11 protein-coding genes are annotated in these 18,656 nt (G+C 39.1%); 3 read left to right on the plus strand and 8 right to left on the minus strand.

Going from position 1 to position 18,656, the window contains the following annotated elements:
• Positions 1 to 74: 74 nt before the first annotated feature.
• Positions 75 to 1,406 (minus strand): branched-chain amino acid transport system II carrier protein, encoded by a 1,332-nt coding sequence (gene brnQ, locus VEIS1202513_RS08095; RefSeq protein WP_213467255.1) that lies wholly within the window; start codon positions 1,404 to 1,406, stop codon positions 75 to 77.
• Positions 1,407 to 1,535: 129 nt separating this feature from the next.
• On the minus strand, positions 1,536 to 3,542 hold the full coding sequence (locus VEIS1202513_RS08100; RefSeq protein WP_213467256.1) for a molybdopterin-containing oxidoreductase family protein: 2,007 nt from the start codon (positions 3,540 to 3,542) through the stop codon (positions 1,536 to 1,538).
• Between the two features lie 580 nt (positions 3,543 to 4,122).
• Between VEIS1202513_RS08100 and VEIS1202513_RS08105 the strand changes: the two genes are divergently transcribed.
• Together VEIS1202513_RS08105 and VEIS1202513_RS08110 are read left to right on the plus strand one after the other, a co-directional pair.
• Positions 4,123 to 5,262 carry an Ldh family oxidoreductase gene (locus VEIS1202513_RS08105; RefSeq protein ID WP_156719224.1) on the plus strand — a complete coding sequence of 380 codons (1,140 nt, stop codon included), beginning with the start codon at positions 4,123 to 4,125 and terminating at the stop codon, positions 5,260 to 5,262.
• 307 nt (positions 5,263 to 5,569) lie between these two features.
• Complete coding sequence (locus VEIS1202513_RS08110; protein ID WP_213467986.1) at positions 5,570 to 7,207, plus strand: L-lactate permease; 1,638 nt, start codon at positions 5,570 to 5,572, stop codon at positions 7,205 to 7,207.
• A 138-nt stretch (positions 7,208 to 7,345) separates the two neighbouring features.
• Here the strand turns inward: VEIS1202513_RS08110 and VEIS1202513_RS08115 are convergent, their stop codons facing one another.
• The 3 genes from VEIS1202513_RS08115 to VEIS1202513_RS08125 all read right to left on the minus strand — a co-directional run bounded on the left by VEIS1202513_RS08115 (position 7,346) and on the right by VEIS1202513_RS08125 (position 9,227).
• Positions 7,346 to 7,630, minus strand: a complete 285-nt coding sequence (locus VEIS1202513_RS08115; RefSeq protein ID WP_213467257.1) for a PepSY domain-containing protein — start codon at positions 7,628 to 7,630, stop codon at positions 7,346 to 7,348.
• A gap of 209 nt (positions 7,631 to 7,839) precedes the next feature.
• Positions 7,840 to 8,694, minus strand: coding sequence for an IS3 family transposase (locus VEIS1202513_RS08120; protein WP_244856321.1), 855 nt, complete (start codon positions 8,692 to 8,694; stop codon positions 7,840 to 7,842).
• Positions 8,658 to 9,227 carry a helix-turn-helix domain-containing protein gene (locus VEIS1202513_RS08125; RefSeq protein ID WP_244856214.1) on the minus strand — a complete coding sequence of 190 codons (570 nt, stop codon included), beginning with the start codon at positions 9,225 to 9,227 and terminating at the stop codon, positions 8,658 to 8,660. Before VEIS1202513_RS08125 ends, VEIS1202513_RS08120 begins: the two co-directional genes overlap by 37 nt.
• A 95-nt stretch (positions 9,228 to 9,322) precedes the next feature.
• On the opposite strand from VEIS1202513_RS08125, the gene VEIS1202513_RS08130 reads away from it, so the two are divergent.
• Positions 9,323 to 10,510 (plus strand): multidrug effflux MFS transporter, encoded by a 1,188-nt coding sequence (locus tag VEIS1202513_RS08130; protein WP_213467258.1) that lies wholly within the window; start codon positions 9,323 to 9,325, stop codon positions 10,508 to 10,510.
• 745 nt (positions 10,511 to 11,255) lie between these two features.
• On the opposite strand, the gene VEIS1202513_RS08135 is transcribed toward VEIS1202513_RS08130, so the two are convergent.
• From VEIS1202513_RS08135 to VEIS1202513_RS08145, 3 genes are all read right to left on the minus strand, one after another.
• Positions 11,256 to 15,509, minus strand: a complete 4,254-nt coding sequence (locus VEIS1202513_RS08135) for a 2-hydroxyacyl-CoA dehydratase (RefSeq protein WP_213467259.1) — start codon at positions 15,507 to 15,509, stop codon at positions 11,256 to 11,258.
• 482 nt (positions 15,510 to 15,991) lie between these two features.
• Positions 15,992 to 17,110 (minus strand): 1-propanol dehydrogenase PduQ, encoded by a 1,119-nt coding sequence (locus VEIS1202513_RS08140; protein WP_213467260.1) that lies wholly within the window; start codon positions 17,108 to 17,110, stop codon positions 15,992 to 15,994.
• Positions 17,111 to 17,121: 11 nt separating this feature from the next.
• On the minus strand, positions 17,122 to 18,555 hold the full coding sequence (locus VEIS1202513_RS08145) for an aldehyde dehydrogenase family protein (RefSeq protein WP_305847104.1): 1,434 nt from the start codon (positions 18,553 to 18,555) through the stop codon (positions 17,122 to 17,124).
• Positions 18,556 to 18,656: the final 101 nt, after the last annotated feature.

Raw genomic sequence — 18,656 nt, forward strand, 5'->3', positions numbered from 1 at the left:
TATATGACAACCCTTAAGACACAAAAAGGTTCTATACTTTCACCAAAAACGAAAGTATAGAACCATTAATACTATTATTTATTTTCGGACACGAGCCCTTTATGGATAAGACCTACAATAAACCCGAGTATTGCAAAGCTCACCCAGCCCATACCTGCCGCTTGGAATGGAATATATTGAGTAAATAACCCCTCTAAAGCATCTGGTGCAATACCAGCGGTTTCTAAGCCAGTCATAAGTGCAGAGATCATTGTAAGACCAATTGTCCATGCATATATACAACGACGACCGCCAAAGACATCGTTAATTAATGCGAGTAAAATAATTACAATTGTCAACGGATACAAGAGCATCAACACAGGAATGGCAGCACTGATGATTGTTTTCAAACCGAACATGCTAAGACCAAATGCTGCTACGGAGAAGATTACTACATATAATTTATAGCTAATCTTCGGTGTCAACTTATGGAAGTATGTACCACAAGAAGTAATTAAACCGATACTTGTAGACAAACAAGCCAAGAGAACGATAATAGCCAGAATTATTTGTCCAAAATCACCAAATAAATAGTTAGCACTTGTAGAAAGGACAGGCGCCCCTGTATCGAATAGACCAAAACGTTCAACACTAGTAGCACCAATGTTAGCGATAAATACATACACAATACCGAGAAGACCTACGGCAATAGCACCAACTTCCATCACGGTTTTAGTAATTACTTCATGATTTGTAGCGCCACTAAGTCGAACAAAGTCGATAACAAGAATAGCAAATACTACAGAAGCTAACGCATCCATTGTATTATAGCCATCTAAGAATCCTTGTAACACAGCAGTAGGTGCATCTCCATACGCTGGTTGTGGCAATGGATAACCACCAATTGGCGTAATAAAGGATTTAACAATAAGTAACAAGATAACTAATAATAAAGCTGGAGTTAAAATGTTACCAATGCGATTTACAAGCTTGTGAGGGCTAATGGATAACCATAAAGATACACCAAAGAATATGGCGAGGAATATGGGTTCCATATTCATATGCAAGCCTTCAGCAAATGGCTTGATGGCGATTTCATAAGCCACTGTACCAGTACGCGGTGTGGCAAACATAGGCCCAATACTCAAGTAAAGTGCGATAGTGTATATTAAGCCATAAATTGGATGAACACGACTCGCTAACTCTTCAACATCTTTACAAGAGGAGTAGCCCATAGCTACAATACCTAATAGTGGAAGGCCTACACCGGTTAATACAAAGCCGAACAAAGCCCAACCTACGTTATCACCAGCATGTTGACCTAAGGCCGCTGGGAAGATCAAGTTCCCTGCCCCAAAGAATAGGGCGAATAACATCATGCCTATAGCCCAATAGGCACGGGCAGATAATTTTTCATTACCATTCATAAACGTAACCCCCTTCAGGTTATATATAGAAATAATATTACTATTATAATCCTAATGAGGATATGTATGCAATAAAAATATCCTTGTTATGATATATTAGCATAACGTTATTCCTATAAGTAAAGGAAATTAAACATCCGCCTTTTTGATATGAACTTGTACGTCGTAGAATGTACTGCCCCAACCTTGATCAGTTGGTCTGTCTGCAGTAAGCGCATTGATAGCTACATTTGGATCACTAGATTGTGATTGCCACCACACGCCAAGTGTTACTAATGTACCTCGTTGTACCTCTTCATCATAGTAAACTTTAATTTTTACACTACCACGATTATTATAGATTTCTACTTCATCGCCATCATTAATGTTATATACTTTTGCATCTTTAGGATTGATGCGTAGTTTAATCAATTCAGGATCATCAAACTCTAACTCACAGAAGCTAGAATCTAAAATGCGAATATCATTACCAATAATAAGCCAGAATGGTGCACTATCACCATAAGGCGGTAAATAACGAATTAGTGGCTCCACATCATGTGGATTATATAACTCAATCTTTCCAGATGGCGTTTTAAAATCTAATTTATAATTTTCAGGCAACGTCATCTCTACTGGTTCACCTTGGAGAATTAAATTTTGATCATCCTTAGAAATACGGTGCGACGCACTTACAATTTGGTCTATTAAATCTCGTTCACTATGCTTAAAGAATTCATCTGTAAGTCCCATACGTTTAGCTAATTCAGAAATCACTTGCCAGTTAGAGCGGGATTCGCCAATAGGATCGATTAATTTATAACCCGTTCCAATTGTATAGTGCCCATAGGAGTTATATATATCGTCATGTTCTACTGATGTTGTGGCGGGCAATACAATATCGGCGTATTTACATGTGTCGGTAAAGAAGCGTTCGTGAACAACCGTAAATAAATCATCTCTCATCAAGCCTTTTCGCACTACATTTTGATCAGGTGCTGTTATAGCCGGATTACTAGAGAATACATAAAGACTATGCACAGCTGTACCTGATGGGTTTGTAAGCATTTCACCTAGTTTAATCATAGGCATCAATCGCTTTGCTGGTGCATCCACATGAGCCTGTTGCATCACTTCTTTGCCCACAAACTTACTACCACTAGCACTCGATAATAAGCCACCGCCTAAATATTGCCAAGCTCCAACTACAGCAGGTAATGCATTAATAGCACGACAGTTCATAGCACCATTCCCATAGCGTGATAACCCACTGCCAAGACGTATAAATGGAGCCTTAGCTTTAGCATAGGTATGGGCAAACTCAATCATACGTTCTACGGAAACGCCACAAAGTTCAGATGCTTTTTCCGGTGTAAAATCAAGCAACACATCGTTTACGAGTTCATCATAACCTTGTACATGTTTCTTAATAAAATCTATATCTGCTAAACCGTCTCGATGAATAATATGAAGCATACCTAACGCTAAGGCGCCATCACTACCAGGTTTTACGTAAATATGTTCATGAGCTTGATTAAAAGTATAGGTTTTATGTGTATCAATAATCCAAACTTGAGCGCCATTCTTTTTTGCTATGTTTACATCATGTAAGATATGAACATCAGTAGCAGTGGCATTAATACCCCATAGAACAATTAAATCACTATGTTGTGCCTCTTGCGGTTTAATGGCTAGTGTATCGCCATAAATAGAGCGGAATCCTGCCTGTTTTGCAGGGGAGCAAATACCACGGTCCTGGTCTGTAGCACCAATACGGCGGAAAAAGTAATCTGCTGCTGGGCTTTGAATCACACCCATCGTACCTGCATAGGAGTAGCGCAAAATACTTTCACTGCCATGAGTACTAATAGTTTCTTTAAAATTATTAACAATGGTATCTAATGCCTCATCCCAACTGATACGTATATATTGGTCTTCACCGATTCCTTTTTTACCAATCCGTTTCATTGGGTACTGTAAACGCAATGGAGAATGAACCACTTGTTCGTAATGCGCCATTTTAGGGCACAATGTACCTCTTGTAAAAGCATGATCTCTATTACCACGAACAGATACTACTCTATTGTTCTCTACCGATACGATTAGACCACATGCATCTGGGCAATCATAAGGACATACTGATTTGTATTCTTTCAAAATAAGCACCTCGCTTATAAATTATATAAACTATAGGATGTATATTTATATTATATTACAGCATTGTCTGTATAAGTGTAACCTTTAACACATTTTCTATCTTCACAAAGATTAAAATCATTGCATATCATGCATATCAATACATTCAGTTATCACAATACGTTGCTATACATATCAAAAATTTTTATATATGTTATTGAACATTTCAAGTTTTATCGATGTTTATCCATTCTCATTCTTGCTCAAAGCCTAAACAGATATACTAATAAGCTCTATAAAAATACTGAAAATCTATAAAAAAATCATGCAATCATAACTAAAAGTCATAACCATATAGTTTTAGGTATAATCGGATGTTTCAGTAATCGACCTCGGAATATGTGACAAACATCACCGGTACGTATGCGTATTTAGTAATGTGTTTCAGACTGTAAGACTATTCAATCTCACTTCTTTCTGTGCTATACTGACATTGTCATTTGAGAGGATATAGAGCTCACCAGATATCATTTAAACTTCATGATATTTTAGAGTGACGTTACTATATCAGGTACATATTTTCTGAAAAGAGGTTTTAACGATGGCAGACGCAAAAAACACTGTGTTATTCCCTTATGAAACATTGAAAAAATTAAGCATGGACGCTTTCCAAAAATTCGGTTTCTCCGAAAAAGAAGCTGACATCATCCAAGACGTACTTTTGACTTCCGACTTGTTCGGTATTCAAAGCCATGGTATGCAACGTATGGTTCGTTACCACAAAGGTATCACTAATGGCTTGATCAAAATCGACGCAAAACCTGAAATCGTAAAAGAAACTCCAATTTCCGCAGTTATCGACGGTCATGACGGCATGGGCCAAATCTTGGGCCACATGGCTATGGAAATGGCTATCGAAAAAGCTAAAAAATCCGGTGTTGGTATCGTATCCGTACGTAACTCCAACCACTATGGTATCGCTGGTTACTATGCTAAAATGGCATCCGACCAAGGCTTAATCGGTTTCTCTTGTACAAACTCCGAAGCAATCATGGTTCCTGTATATGCTCGTAAAGCTATGCTTGGTTCTAACCCTATCGCTTGGACTGTACCTGCTGATCCTGTTGACTTCTTCTTCGATTGCTCCACTACAGTAGTAACTCGTGGTAAACTTGAAATGTACAACAAAATGGGCAAAGCTACTCCAGATGGCTGGGCTGTTAACAAAGACGGCGTTCCTTCCACTGATGCAGCTGAAGTATTGGGCAACATCTCCCGTCATGAAGGCGGCGGTATCCTTCCTTTAGGTGGTGCTACAGAAGTTCTTGGCGGCCACAAAGGTTATGGTAACGGCATGATTGCTGAATTATTCTCCTCCATCTTGTCTCAAGGCGGTACTTCCAACAAATGTATGGTTGGCGGTAAATCCAACATCTGCCACGGCTTCATGGCTATCAACCCTGAATTCTTCGGTGACCCAGCTGAAATCAAAAAACACTTCTCCCAATTCTTACAAGAATTACGTGAAGCTCCTAAAGCTCAAGGTCAAGACCGTATCTACACTCATGGCGAAAAAGAACATGAATCTGTTGCTAAAGTTAAAGCTGAAGGCATCCCTGTACTTAACGGTACAATGCTTGAAGTTCAAGACCTTTGCAATGAATTAGGTTTAGACTTCAAATCCTACTTCGGCGATTATGTACCAGAAGCTCCTGCTACAATGTTCAAAGGTAACTACTAATACCTAAGACCTTACAAAGGCCCTAACGTGGACATGTAGTCAGTAAAGAAGGGGACATAAACACTGTTTATGTCCCCTCTCTTATATTTTTTTAATCTCATTAACCTCAAAAACCATGAGGTTAAAAAATTTTAAGAGATATATTAATTTTTATGATAAGTTTATCTGTTATTTTATTGTAAGCTTTTATTTTAACTGAACTTTTACAACTTAATACAATAGCGATTTACTCATCAATTAAATTGATTAAGCTACATCGTCCTGTTAAGCATATATTTTTATTTTTCTTGAAAGGATGATTTTAGAAATGAGTGCTATCACCGTTCTATTAGCGCTATCTCCAATCATTTGGTTGATCGTAGCGTTATCCATCTTGAAATTACCTGCATGGCAAGCAACAAGTGTTGCTGCAATCGGTTCTTTCATCATCGCTATTACAGCATTCCAATCTGACCCATTCATTATGGTCACTGGTGCCCTTGAAGGTGCCGCTTTGGCAATCTGGCCAATCCTATTAGTTATTACAGCTGCTATCTTCGTTTATAACTTGGTAGTACATACGAAAGCAATGGAAACTATTAAAACAATGCTTTCTTCTGTAACATCTGATACTCGTGTACTTGCATTGTTACTTGCATGGGGCTTTGGTGCCTTCATGGAAGGTATGGCTGGCTTTGGTACTGCCGTTGCAATTCCAGCTGCTATGATGGTTGCAGTAGGTTTTGATCCACTAAAATCTATCATCGCATGTCTCGTTGCGAACTCCGTACCAACAACATTTGGCTCCATCGGTATTCCAACAACTACTTTGGCATCCTTAACAAACCTTGATCCAAGCCATTTAGGTACATTCATTTCCGTACAATTATTCTTACTTAACCTTATCGCTCCATTCTTCGTTGTTATGATTATTGGTGGCGGTATCAAAGCGTTAAAAGGCGTATTCCTTGTTACATTACTTTCCGGTTTAGCATTAGCTGTTCCTGAAACTATAATCAACGCTGTAATGGGTCCAGAATTATCCGTAATTTCTGCATCCATCGTAATTATGGCAGTTATCATTGGTTGTGCAAAAATTATGCCTCCTAATGATCCTGAATATGCAGTTAAACAAACTGGCGAAGTTCCTAAAGTTTCTGGTAGCGAAGGCCTTATTGCCGCAATGCCATTCATCTTAATCTTCGTATTATTGTTATTAACTTCCAAATTATTCCCTGCAATTAATGGTCCTCTTGCATCCATTAAAACATCTGTACCTATTTACCAAGGCGCTGGTGCAAAACCTTACACATTCGTATGGATTGCAACTCCTGGTATCATGATCTTCATCGCTGGTATTGTTGGTGGTTTCATCCAAAAAGCAAAAGCTGGCGAAATCTTCGGTACATTGGGTTCCACAGTTAAAAACTTGAAATTCACATACCTTACAATCATCACAGTTGTTATGACAGCTAAATTGATGACTTACTCTGGTATGACTGCAGATATTGCGAAAGCAATGGTTGCTGGTACAGGTTCCTTGTATCCTCTATTCGCTCCTATCGTAGGTGCGTTGGGTGCCTTCTTAACTGGTTCCGGTACAAACTCCAACGTATTGTTTGGCCCACTTCAAATCGCTGCAGCTCAAGGTTTAGATCCTACAAACTTCGAAGACCTTGGCTTCTGGTTGGCAGCTGTTAACTCCGGTGCAGCTGGTATCGGTAAAATGTTGTCCCCACAATCCATCGCGATTTCTATTGGTGCCGTAGGTCCTGCTTTGAAAGCATACCTAGAAAACCACAAAGAAATTGGTTCTGAAGAAGCTCACAACTTAGAACATGAAATCGAAGCAAGCGTTATCATGAACAGCGCATTCAAATACTTCTTGATCTTCATCGTTATGCATGGTTGTATTTCCTTCTTCGGTCAACATTTCATCCATGAAATTCACCACTTCTTCTTCTAAGATTTGGTAACATAAAAGAACAGCTCTTGATGAGCTGTTCTTTTTTATTGCCACATATGAAAATACTATATATAACATGGCTTAATGATAATACAGTTTAGGGTTCACTAATTTGCTACATATAATTGTAATAATCTATTAATAAACCTCTTGCTCTACTTCCCATTTAGTAATGGTCCCAGTATCTGCATCAATTTCAAAATCATATTCATAACCGTTATAATGTATTTCACCTTCATACTCTAAACGGCCATTCTCATAATCGCGATTGAACTCAGTTACATTAGCCACCGTTGCACCTGGTACACGTGCTAATGCACTTTGCACTGCCTCATCAGAACCAATTGCTTCTACAGATGAAACCGTAGCGGTCCCGATTACTACAATTGCAGCTAACACAAAACCTTTTATTAAATATTTCATATAATTCTCCCATCGCCAATAAGCACATTGATTTTTTTAGATATAATTAATATACTAATTGTAATCTATAAATAGAGATATAGCAAACTCAATATTTCATATAGATATTTTTTCTCAATCATGGTAAAATACATCGTATCAAATAGAAAAAATTAAATGCAGTCTGCGAAGTGTGATATGTACCCATTTTCCTGGACACATATTATTTACTAGCCTAAACACATGGATGCTTCCCTGTATTTTACAGGAGGCATCCATTTTGTTTTTTTCTGGATCCTTTTGTTGTTGTAATAGTTAATGTATTCTTCTATTGCTACTGCAAAAGCATTAAATGATGAATATTCTGTTTCAAAACCATAATATATTTCTGTTTTCAATCTACCAAAAAAGGTTTCCATCACAGAGTTATCATAACAATTTCCTTTTCTAGACATAGACTGAATAATGCCATGTTCTTTAAGTGCTTGTCTAAAATAGTTATGTTGGTATTGCCAGCCTTGATCAGAGTGGAAGATTAATCCCGAAAGATTAGTAAACTTCTTAAAGGCTTTCTCTAACATACGAGAAATCTGTTCTAAGTTAGGCCTTAATGCTAAGTCATAAGCAATAATCTCATTCGTATTCATATCTAAAATAGGCGATAAATAGCATTTTCCCCACGAGAAATTAAATTGAGATACATCAGTAGTCCATTTTTGTAATGGTGCAGTTGTACTAAAATCTCTATTGACGATATTTTCTGCTACTTTACCGACTTTTCCTTTGTAAGAGTGATACTTTTCCTTCGGTCGCTTTCCTGCGAGTCCCATGCTATGCATAAGTCTTTGCACTCGTTTATGATTAACTACAAAACCTCGATTAAGAAGTTCTTGGTATACACGGCGTACACCATACCGACCTTTATGTTCTGTAAAAATCTTTTGAATTTCATCTTTTAGCTCTGTATTTCTTTTATCTACAAGATCTACTTTAGTAATTTCAAAATAATAGGTAGATTTGGACATTGGCATAGCTTTCAAAAGATGCTTTAGTTGATAGCCTTGTTGGCGGAGCGTTTTGATAATCGCTGCTTTTTCGCCTTGAGACGCGCAGCTTCCTTTTCTTCTCTCAAGGCAATCTCTTTTTTTATGACTTCATTTTCAGCTTTAATATAAGCAATTTCAGCTCGTAAGCGAATGAGTTCCTCATATTCACTCTCTTTGAGCTCTCGAGGTGAGATAGTCTTAGGTACTTTCATTTTGCAATCCTTTGGTGGTCGTCCTTTAGGTTTATTAATAAGACCATTGTATCCCAAAGTTTTGTATTTATGAACCCATTGATACAGTTGTCCAGAATTAATACCCGCTACAATAGCTACTGATCTTAAACCTTGACCTGAAAGAACTTGGCATACTAACTCAAATTTTTCTTTTGGAGACCAATACTTATTAGTCCCTCGACATTTATTAATATCTGAACCATGAAGTCGTTCTAATTTAACCCAGTCCCTTATTTGTCTATGAAATGTATCTGTCCTCACACCTTTAGGTGTCTTGGGCCATTCACCTTGATAGAATAATTCAATTGCTTTTCTTTTAAATTCATAACTATATCTCATGAAAATACCCCCTTTACTGGTTGTCCAGTAAAGGGGGTACATATCAGTGCGATTCGCAGGCTTTTATTTTTCCCATTTTAAGATAGGAGGATTGTATGACTCAAGAAAATTCTGCTAAGGTTTCCTTTATCTTGGTAGTATTCCTTGGCATGTTAACAGCTATTACACCGCTCGCAACGGATCTGTATTTACCGGCATTACCGATTATGCCTGGCGAATTAAATACAACAGCATCAAATATTCAAATGACCATTGGTATTATGACCTTTGGTGTTGCCTTAGGTCAATTATTTGGTGGCCCTATAAGTGACACAATGGGTCGTAAGGTACCACTTATTATAGGTAATTTACTATGTGTTATCTCTAGTATTATTTGTGCCTATGCGCCTAGTATCGAAATACTTTTACTCGGAAGATTTCTACAAGGCTTAACCGGCTCTGTAGGCGTTGTAATTGCCAAAGCCATCGCTCGAGACTTTGCATCTGGTCAAGAACTGACTAAGCTATTTGCTTTGCTCATGATGGTCAATGGCCTCGCACCTGTAATTGCACCTTTAGTAGGCGGACAACTGCTCTTATTTACTACATGGCGTGTAATCTTTGTCATCTTAGCAGTATTCTCTGCTATTCTATTACTAGGTTCTCTTCTTTTCCGTGAAAGCTTACCAAAGGAAAACCGCGTTACTGGCGGCCTTGCTACGGCTATAAAGAACTACTTTACACTGATCAAAGATAAACGTTTCCTGGGACAATCTTTAATTCAATTCTTTGCTTTCGGCGCTTTCTTTGCCTATATCTCAGGTTCATCCTTTGTATACCAAAATATTTTCCAACTTTCAGCCCAGAAATTTAGTTATCTTTTTGGTATCAATAGCTGCGGCATTATCTTGGCCAGTGCCATTAGCGGACGAGTAAGTAATGTCGTAACATCTCGTCAAATACTTACATTCAGTCTATGGGAACTTACAATCGGTTCCTTACTATTTTTAGTAGCCATGATTTTTGAATGGTCTCTCATTCCTGTAACAACAATCCTATTCTTTACGGTGTGTACAGTATCCCTATTCGGTTCCGCCTCCTTCTCTATGGCGATGACTAAATACGGTAAAATGGCAGGCAGTGCCTCTGCCATACTAGGCTTTGCAAGCATGTTTGCTGCAGGTATTGTATCTCCATTAGTTGGTATAGGTGGGGATCATACGGGTATACCAATGGGGATTACAATGCTAGTATGTGCAGTGCTTTCCTTATTGTGCTTGTATGGTTTGGTAGAGAAAGAATAATCTTTTTTAAACATTTGTGTGAGCCCTACAATGGGGCCCAACTACAACAGAATAATATTAGTATATAAATAAGATACCCCTTTCCTTGCTCAGTACGGCGCTACGCTTCGTAAAATCGCTTCGGAAAGGGGTATCTTATTTATATTAACACTACCTGTAGAGGCGTCCCATTGTGGGGCTATACAGCTTAAATTAAAATCTGCTAATTCTTTTTTACAAATACACTATGCACAATAAAGGAAAGCACCTGTCCAACTGATTGTAGGAAAAAGAGATGTGGCATAGCCACATCTCCTTACATCTATCCATATCTGCACTAATTATATTTTCAATGGGACGTCTTCAAAACGAGTGTATATAGAAAAGAACACAACCCTCTTTTCTCTTTTCCGTTAGATGTATTGCGAATTTTTGTAAATAATAAGATAAGAAATCCGATGGAGCTATTAGATATAGTAGATCGAATCATTTACATTTTATAATGGGACATCTTCGTAATTAACGTATATAGAAAAGAATACAGCCCTCTCTGCAGCGATTTTACGGAACGTAGTGACGTACTGAGCCAAGAGAGGGCTGTATTTTTTCTATACTAGTAATATGCAGTTGTATTCGGGCCCCATTATAAAATGTAAAGCACCTTATAGCTTATTCACTAAAGCTCCATCGAGTTACAAAACCATTATTTTAGCTAAAATTAGCAATACAGCTAACATAGCCCCATTGAAAATATAACAGAGCAGTCTTATTCAAACATTGTCGATAGTAATAGTTTTAGTCGGTTTGCTTGGTTTACTGCACTGGATCCTGGATCATAGTCAATAGCAGCAATGCGCACGTCTGGGTAGGCAGCGGATAGTGTTTTAACCATGCCTTTACCTGTTACGTGGTTTGGCAAGCAGCCGAATGGTTGCAAGCATACGATTTGTTTAGCCCCTTTTTCGATGAGGTCAATCATATCGCCTGTGAGGAACCAGCCTTCACCGCATTGGTTACCAAGGCCAATGTATTGAGCTGCTTCTTTTGCTACTTCTGTCATACGTTGTAGAGGGTCGAAGTGTTTAGACGCTGCTACGGCTTTAGCGTATGGCAAACGGTAAAGTTCAAGGGCTTCACGAGCCAATGTACCGAAGAAGCCAGATAGCCATGTACCATCAAGGTGTTTAGCACGGTATGTGCTGTCCATTGCACAGTACAAGAAGAAGTCTAATAATCCAGATGTAACGACTTCGCCACCTTCTTTTTCAATGAGTTCATTGATATGGTTGTTAGCACTTGGATGGAATTTAACGTAAATTTCCCCTACGACGCCAACGCGAGGTTTTTGTACATCTTTATTGACCGGCAAGTTATCAAAGTCATGAATGATTTCTTTGATGTACTTATTATACTGACGAAGGCTGGCAGATGTAATGTTTTCACGTAATTTTTTAATCCAGTAATCACATAAAGCATCTGTAGAGCCCGGGTTAGTTTCGTAAGGACGTGTAGCCAATACGCATTGCATGAGGGCATCACCGTAAACAACGGCTTGGATCATACGATGTAAGAAACCTTTTGTCAATTTGAAACCTGGTTGACGTTCCATATCGCTCGCATTGAGGGATAAGATTGGTACTTGCTTCATACCAGCATCGATTAAAGCCTTACGCAAGTAGCCGATGTAGTTTGTAGCACGACAACCACCACCTGTTTGAGAGATGATAACAGCTGTTTTATCGATATCGTATTTACCAGATAATAGTGCAGACATGAGCTGACCAACAACGATAATCGCTGGGTAACATGCATCATTATTGATATATTTCAAGCCCACTTCAATATCGTCACGCGTTGGTGCTGGCAACATTTCAAAGTTATAGCCTTCATTTTTGAGGACTGGATCTAAGAGGCTAAAATGCAATGGTGACATTTGTGGCACCAAGATTTTATAGGTCTTACGCATTTCCTCTGTGAACACCACACGATTATAATCGTAGGTTGGTAATTGCTCTTCCACCACTTCTGGTGCTTCTGGGTTATGATGACGACGCAAGCTACGTTCCATTACGGATTGCAAGGAACGTAAACGGATCGTTACAGCCCCAAGGTTTGTACCTTCATCAATTTTGAGTAAGGTATGAATTTTATGGTTTGCTGAAAGTATATCTTTTACTTGATCCGCTACGATAGAGTCAAGGCCACAACCGAAGGAGTTAAGTTCAACGATTTGGAAGCCTTCTGTTCTACTTACGAATTCAGCAGCGCGATATAAACGGCTATGGTAGGACCATTGGTCTACAACACGTAAATGCTTAATTTCATTGCCTAGTGGAGCAACACCATCTTCTGTAAGAACAGCCATACCAAGGGATGTAATAAGCTCTGGGATACCGTGATTAATACCAGAGTCCAAATGGTATGGACGGCCAGCTAATACGATGGTAGGAATTTGTTCTGCTACGAGGCGAGATACTGTTTTCTTTGTCGTTTCACGGTAAGAAGCCTTACAATTTTCTTGTTCTTCCCACGCTTTTTCAACAGCGTTAGCAATATCTTTCTTCTTGAGATTCAAGAAATCCAATGCTTTCACAAGAGCAGGAACAAGAGATTTCTTATCAGCCAATGGCAAGAATGGTGCGTGGAATGGAGTATCCCCTAGAACCTCCTGCATGTTGTTTTTGATAAGTTCTGGATAGGAAATAACCATTGGACAATGGTAATTATTGTCGCGGCTAAATTCCTTAGGACCATGTTGAATACAAGGGTACCAAACAAAGTCTACTTGTGCATTCGCAAGATCACGAATATGACCATGTACCGCTTTTGCTGGGTAGCAAGCTGTATCGGATGGAATCGTATCAATAGCCTTGTTGTATTGTTCCTTTGTAGTGTAATCGGAAAGGATTACTTCATAGCCAAGTGTATTAAAGAATGTAAACCAGAATGGGAAATCCTCATACATGTTGAGGACGCGAGGAATACCTACGCGCATTTTACCTTCGAACTCTGGAATATTTTTCTTCAAATAATAGTCGAAGTAACGACGCAATTTAACGTCTACTAAGTTAGGAACTGCTTTGCGTTCCTCTTGAATCATACCGCCCGCACCGCGGTCACAACGGTTACCCGTTACGTAAGTACGACCATCTGAGAAAGCATTGATGGTAAGCATACAGTTATTGGAGCAAAGTCCGCAATTACGCATTGTCGTAGATACTTGTAAGGAGTTAAGACCATCACTATCGAGCAAAGTGCTTTTTTCCTTTTGTAACTCTTCTGCCGTTTCAGCTGCAAGAAGGGCCATACCATAAGCACCCATCAAGCCAGATACGTCAGGACGAATTACCTCTACGCCCATCAATTTCTCGAAGGCACGCAATACGGATTCATTGTAGAATGTACCGCCTTGTACAACGATATGATCACCCAATTCTTTAGGGTCTTTTACCTTAAGAACCTTATAAAGGGCATTTTTAATAACAGAGTAAGCAAGACCTGCCGCGATATCTTGTACCGTAGCACCTTCTTTTTGAGCCTGCTTAACCTTAGAGTTCATAAATACAGTACAACGAGAACCCAAGTCGATTGGCAAGGATGCCAATAAACCTTCCTTCGCGAATTGATCGATTGGAATGCGTAGACCGGATGCGAATGTATCGATGAAGGAGCCGCAACCAGAGGAGCAGGCTTCGTTCAATACGATATCTTCGATATAGCCATCGCGAACCTTACAGCATTTCATATCTTGACCGCCGATGTCCAAGATAAAGGATACATCAGGGCAGAAGTAACGAGCTGCACGATAGTGAGCCATTGTTTCTACTTCGCCAATATCGATGCCAAGGGCGCGTTTAAGAAATGCTTCACCGTAACCAGTTACACCAGAATGCGCAATATACGCGCCTTTTGGTAACAGTTCATAAATCTTCTCGATCATTTCACGAGATTTTTCTAATGGTTTACCATGGTTAGGACCATAGTGAGAGAATATGATTTCCTTATTACTGTTGATGAGAACTACCTTAAGAGTAGTAGAACCAGCATCAATACCAAGGTAACAAGGACCTTGCGCATCTTCAATATTCGCTTTTGGCGTTACTGCCTTAGCGTGACGAGCGCGGAATTCTTCTAATTCTTGTTCATTTTTAAATAGAGGTTCTACACGATCTGTAGCCTCCATAGGAATACCGATGAGGGCACCAATTTCCTTTGTTAATTGACCAACCGTAATCTCACGACAGTCTTCTTTCATCAAAGCCGCCCCTAAGGCGATGAATAATTCACCGTTTTCAGGGATAATGCGATGCGCTTCATCTAGTTCTAAGGTATCGCAGAAACATTGACGAAGTTCAGACAAGAATGTCAACGGACCGCCAAGGAATGCTACATTACCTTCGATTTTATGACCGCATGCAAGGCCCGCAATTGTTTGGTTTACAATCGCTTGGAATACGGATTTTGCAATATTTTCATGAGATGCGCCTTGGTTTAACAAAGCTTGTACGTCTGTCTTAGCAAATACGCCACAACGTGCTGCAATTGGATAAATCGTATCAGCATTCATGGCCAGTTGGTTAAGACCAGATGCATCCGTTTGCAATAAAGTCGCCATTTGGTCGATGAAAGCACCTGTACCACCTGCACAAGAACCATTCATACGGTGTTCTGCCGTTTGACCTAAATAGGTTACCTTCGCATCTTCACCACCAAGTTCGATGATAACATCAGTTTCTGGATACAACGCTTTTACAGCACGTGTTTCAGCAATAACCTCTTGCACGAATGGAATGCGTACCTTTTCAGCCATCGCCATACCACCAGAACCGGTAATACATACATGAACTTGATCATTTTCATGGCCCACTTGAGCCTCTTGGAGCAAGGTATATACGGTGTCCAAAATGTTTGCATAATGGCGTATGTACTTTTTATACAAATAATTATCGTGTTCGTCTAATAGTACAACTTTAACAGTTGTAGAGCCCACGTCAATACCCATGCGTAGCATGTGTTGCATAAATACCTCTCTTTTCAAAAAACGTATGACCACACAAGATCATACTCATATTGTGAAAGTAGTACATTGAGCTTGAATCTAAAATAAAATGCACCAAACATCTAATTAAACTTAGACGAGGATAGGCTTTCACAAAAACATCTAATTTTTTAAATATCCTATACATATTATACAACAAATGTAGATAAAATCTATGTTTTTCTATATTCCAATGAGTTATATGGAATATAACTAAACTTGAATAATACCTCTACATCGAGATAGGATGTAACATTTATTATATCATTCTAAGATGAAAAAAAGTGTACCTAACAGCACATAACTTAAGCAATAAATAGGTAAATATTATTTCTATTTCTATTTCTATTTCAATTAACAAGAATAAGGGGATACAAAAAGAGGCTTCTATGAAATCATTGAAGCCTCTTGTGTTTGTATTGTTCATTATATACTTTTGAGTTTTATTATTCACTCTATATGGGTTACAAAATCTTTTTATATAATCCGATAAGATCATCATGGTTAGCTGGGTATGGATTAAATCGATAACACATATCCTCTAGTGCTCTATCTGCCATGAGGTTAAGTTTTGGTTCAGATATAGCCTTATCTACACCAAATTCAGTCAGTGTCATTGGACATTCTAAAGTTCGTTGTAGTTTTACAATCGCCTCTAGTAATGCACCTATTTTATCTCCATCGGATGCTTTATGCGATGCAAAGCCCAACTTAGCAGATAGATGGGCATACTTCTTGGCCACCTCTTGGTTACGAGAGCAATTAAATCCAATTACATAAAGCAAAAGCATACTGTTAGCTAGACCATGAGGCACATGAAATTGTCCTCCCAACTGATGAGCCATGGCATGAACTATACCTAATCCGGCCTTGTTAAAGGATAGACCTGCTAAACATGAAGCCTCATGCATAGACATTCTATCTTGCTCTGTAGCTGTTGGCTTATGACATCTTGGTAAGTAAGTAAAGACTAGCTCAATCGCCTGTTGTGCCAACGCATCAGTAAAATTATTTGCCTCTGTAGCTACATAGGCTTCTAGAGCATGAACAAGCACATCCATACCACTGAATGCAGTAACACTTGGTGGAGATGTTTTTACAAATAATGGCGTTAATAATGCTTCATCTGGTAATACCGCATCATCCACAAGAGGATATTTAATTTGTGTTTCGCTATCTGTAAGAACAGCAAAAGAGGTCACTTCTGATCCAGTTCCACTAGTAGTAGGAACAGCAATAAAGGATTTGATATCCATATGCTTTAACTTACGACCAAAGTAAGCAATACCCTTACTCATATCGATACAGGAGCCCCCACCTATGGCAATGATTACAGTTGGTTTATTACCTTCCATAAACTCAATACCCTTTACTACATGCGTTATGGGTGGATCAGGTACTACATCAGTGTAGATGGTTACCTTATTTTTACTGTCCATTAACCCCATCACATATGTAAGGCTTGGAGAATCTTTTAAAAATGGATCGCATATGATAAGGATAGATTCATTAGAAAACTCCGTAAGACGATTCAACGAATCTGGCCCTGCATAAATCTGGGTTGGAAAAGTCCATTTATTCATATGCTCACCACCTATCGAATATTGAATCCTGTTGTTAAGCAACATCTACGACGTCGCGCAAAGCAGCGAGCCGATGTAGTAGATTCCCCAGTAGGTGTAGCAATTGTAAAGGTTGTCGTACCCTCACCACTAAATCCAAGCCCTGCATAGGATGGACCATTCTTAACAAAAATGGAAGTTTTCATTTTACGAGCCATCCGGTTGAGGCGTTCCATATTCAAGGAATGCATTGTGGCCGTATGATGTAAGCCTGCTTCTAACATCAAGCATACATCAAGACCTTCGTCAAAGCTATCTACTGTAACAACAGGTAAAATAGGCATTAACATCTCAATTACTGCAAAGGGATGATTTTTTGGAGCCCGCATGATAATTAACCGTGGATCACCATTGTACGGAATATGTGCTGCATCAAGAATAACGCTTGCATTTTTACCGACAAATTTTTTATTTGGTGTCCCATTCGGTAACACTGTTAAATCGACTAGGCGTTGAATATCTTGTTGATTTTCAAGGAGAACACAATCTGCTTTTACCATTTCTTGAACTAGGTGTGGCTCGATTTGGCGCATGGCTACAACGCTCTTTTCAGCGATACACAGAATATTATTATCTAGACTAGCGCCGAGAACAATATCTTGAGCGGCCTTTTTAATATCTGCCGTTTCATCTACAAAAGCCGGTGGATTGCCTGCACCAGCACCGATAACCTTTTTACCACTTTGAAGCGCTTGTTTTACTACGCCAGGACCTCCAGTAACAACTAATAGGCTCACATCTGGGTGTAGCATCATCTCTTGAGCAGACTCAATAGATGGTTCACGAAGTGTAACAATAAGGTTTTCAATGCCAATCGATTTGGCGATGATTTGATTAAGTTCACTAACTAGCAACCGACTAAGATGCTTAGCACCAGGATGAACACTAAAGAATACAGCATTCCCTGCGGCTAGCATACCTATTGTATTACATATTAATGTTTCCGCCGGATTCGTGCTTGGCGTAATAGCACCGATGACACCATAAGCAGACAATTCGTATAGTGTCATACCATTATCGCCTGTTTCACACTCTGTAACGAGATCTTCTACGCCCGGTGTTTTATCGAGTGTTAGATTTAATTTTAGTACTTTATCCGCAACGCGGCCCATCCCCGTTTCGTCAACGGTTTTCTGAGCCAACTCTTGTACTCGTGGACGCATGGCAGCACGAATGTCTGCTATTACCTTTTCACGAGTTGCCAAGGTGCAATCTTCAAAGCGCGCTTGCGCTGCTTTTGCAGCTTGAATTGCTTCATCAACCGTATCAAACACACCTGGCTCAACTTGACCTCTAGGCGCTTGTTTAATAGGTTGTGATGAGGCCATTTCTTGCTTTTGCCCCTGTAATATATCTATAACCATGGAGCGGATCATTTCTTTCAACTGTGTATTGTTTTCCATCATGAACCTCCATATAGGTTGCATTGCTGATGCAATGACCATGTCAGCTAACGGTGTCCACAATCAAGGATACATTCATGATGTGACACAATAACTAGGTTTAA

Origin of the sequence: Veillonella orientalis (assembly GCF_018406505.1) — a bacterium.
Classification (GTDB): domain Bacteria; phylum Bacillota; class Negativicutes; order Veillonellales; family Veillonellaceae; genus Veillonella; species Veillonella nakazawae.

What these genes read in the sequence shown, in the direction of transcription:
- brnQ (WP_213467255.1), bottom strand. Translation starts at nt 1,406, where the DNA reads ATGAATGGTAATGAAAAATTATCTGCCCGTGCCTATTGGGCTATAGGC.
- VEIS1202513_RS08105 (WP_156719224.1), top strand. Translation starts at nt 4,123, where the DNA reads ATGGCAGACGCAAAAAACACTGTGTTATTCCCTTATGAAACATTGAAA.
- VEIS1202513_RS08110 (WP_213467986.1), top strand. Translation starts at nt 5,570, where the DNA reads ATGAGTGCTATCACCGTTCTATTAGCGCTATCTCCAATCATTTGGTTG.
- VEIS1202513_RS08115 (WP_213467257.1), bottom strand. Translation starts at nt 7,630, where the DNA reads ATGAAATATTTAATAAAAGGTTTTGTGTTAGCTGCAATTGTAGTAATC.
- VEIS1202513_RS08125 (WP_244856214.1), bottom strand. Translation starts at nt 9,227, where the DNA reads ATGAGATATAGTTATGAATTTAAAAGAAAAGCAATTGAATTATTCTAT.
- VEIS1202513_RS08130 (WP_213467258.1), top strand. Translation starts at nt 9,323, where the DNA reads ATGACTCAAGAAAATTCTGCTAAGGTTTCCTTTATCTTGGTAGTATTC.
- VEIS1202513_RS08135 (WP_213467259.1), bottom strand. Translation starts at nt 15,509, where the DNA reads ATGCAACACATGCTACGCATGGGTATTGACGTGGGCTCTACAACTGTT.
- VEIS1202513_RS08140 (WP_213467260.1), bottom strand. Translation starts at nt 17,110, where the DNA reads ATGAATAAATGGACTTTTCCAACCCAGATTTATGCAGGGCCAGATTCG.
- VEIS1202513_RS08145 (WP_305847104.1), bottom strand. Translation starts at nt 18,555, where the DNA reads ATGATGGAAAACAATACACAGTTGAAAGAAATGATCCGCTCCATGGTT.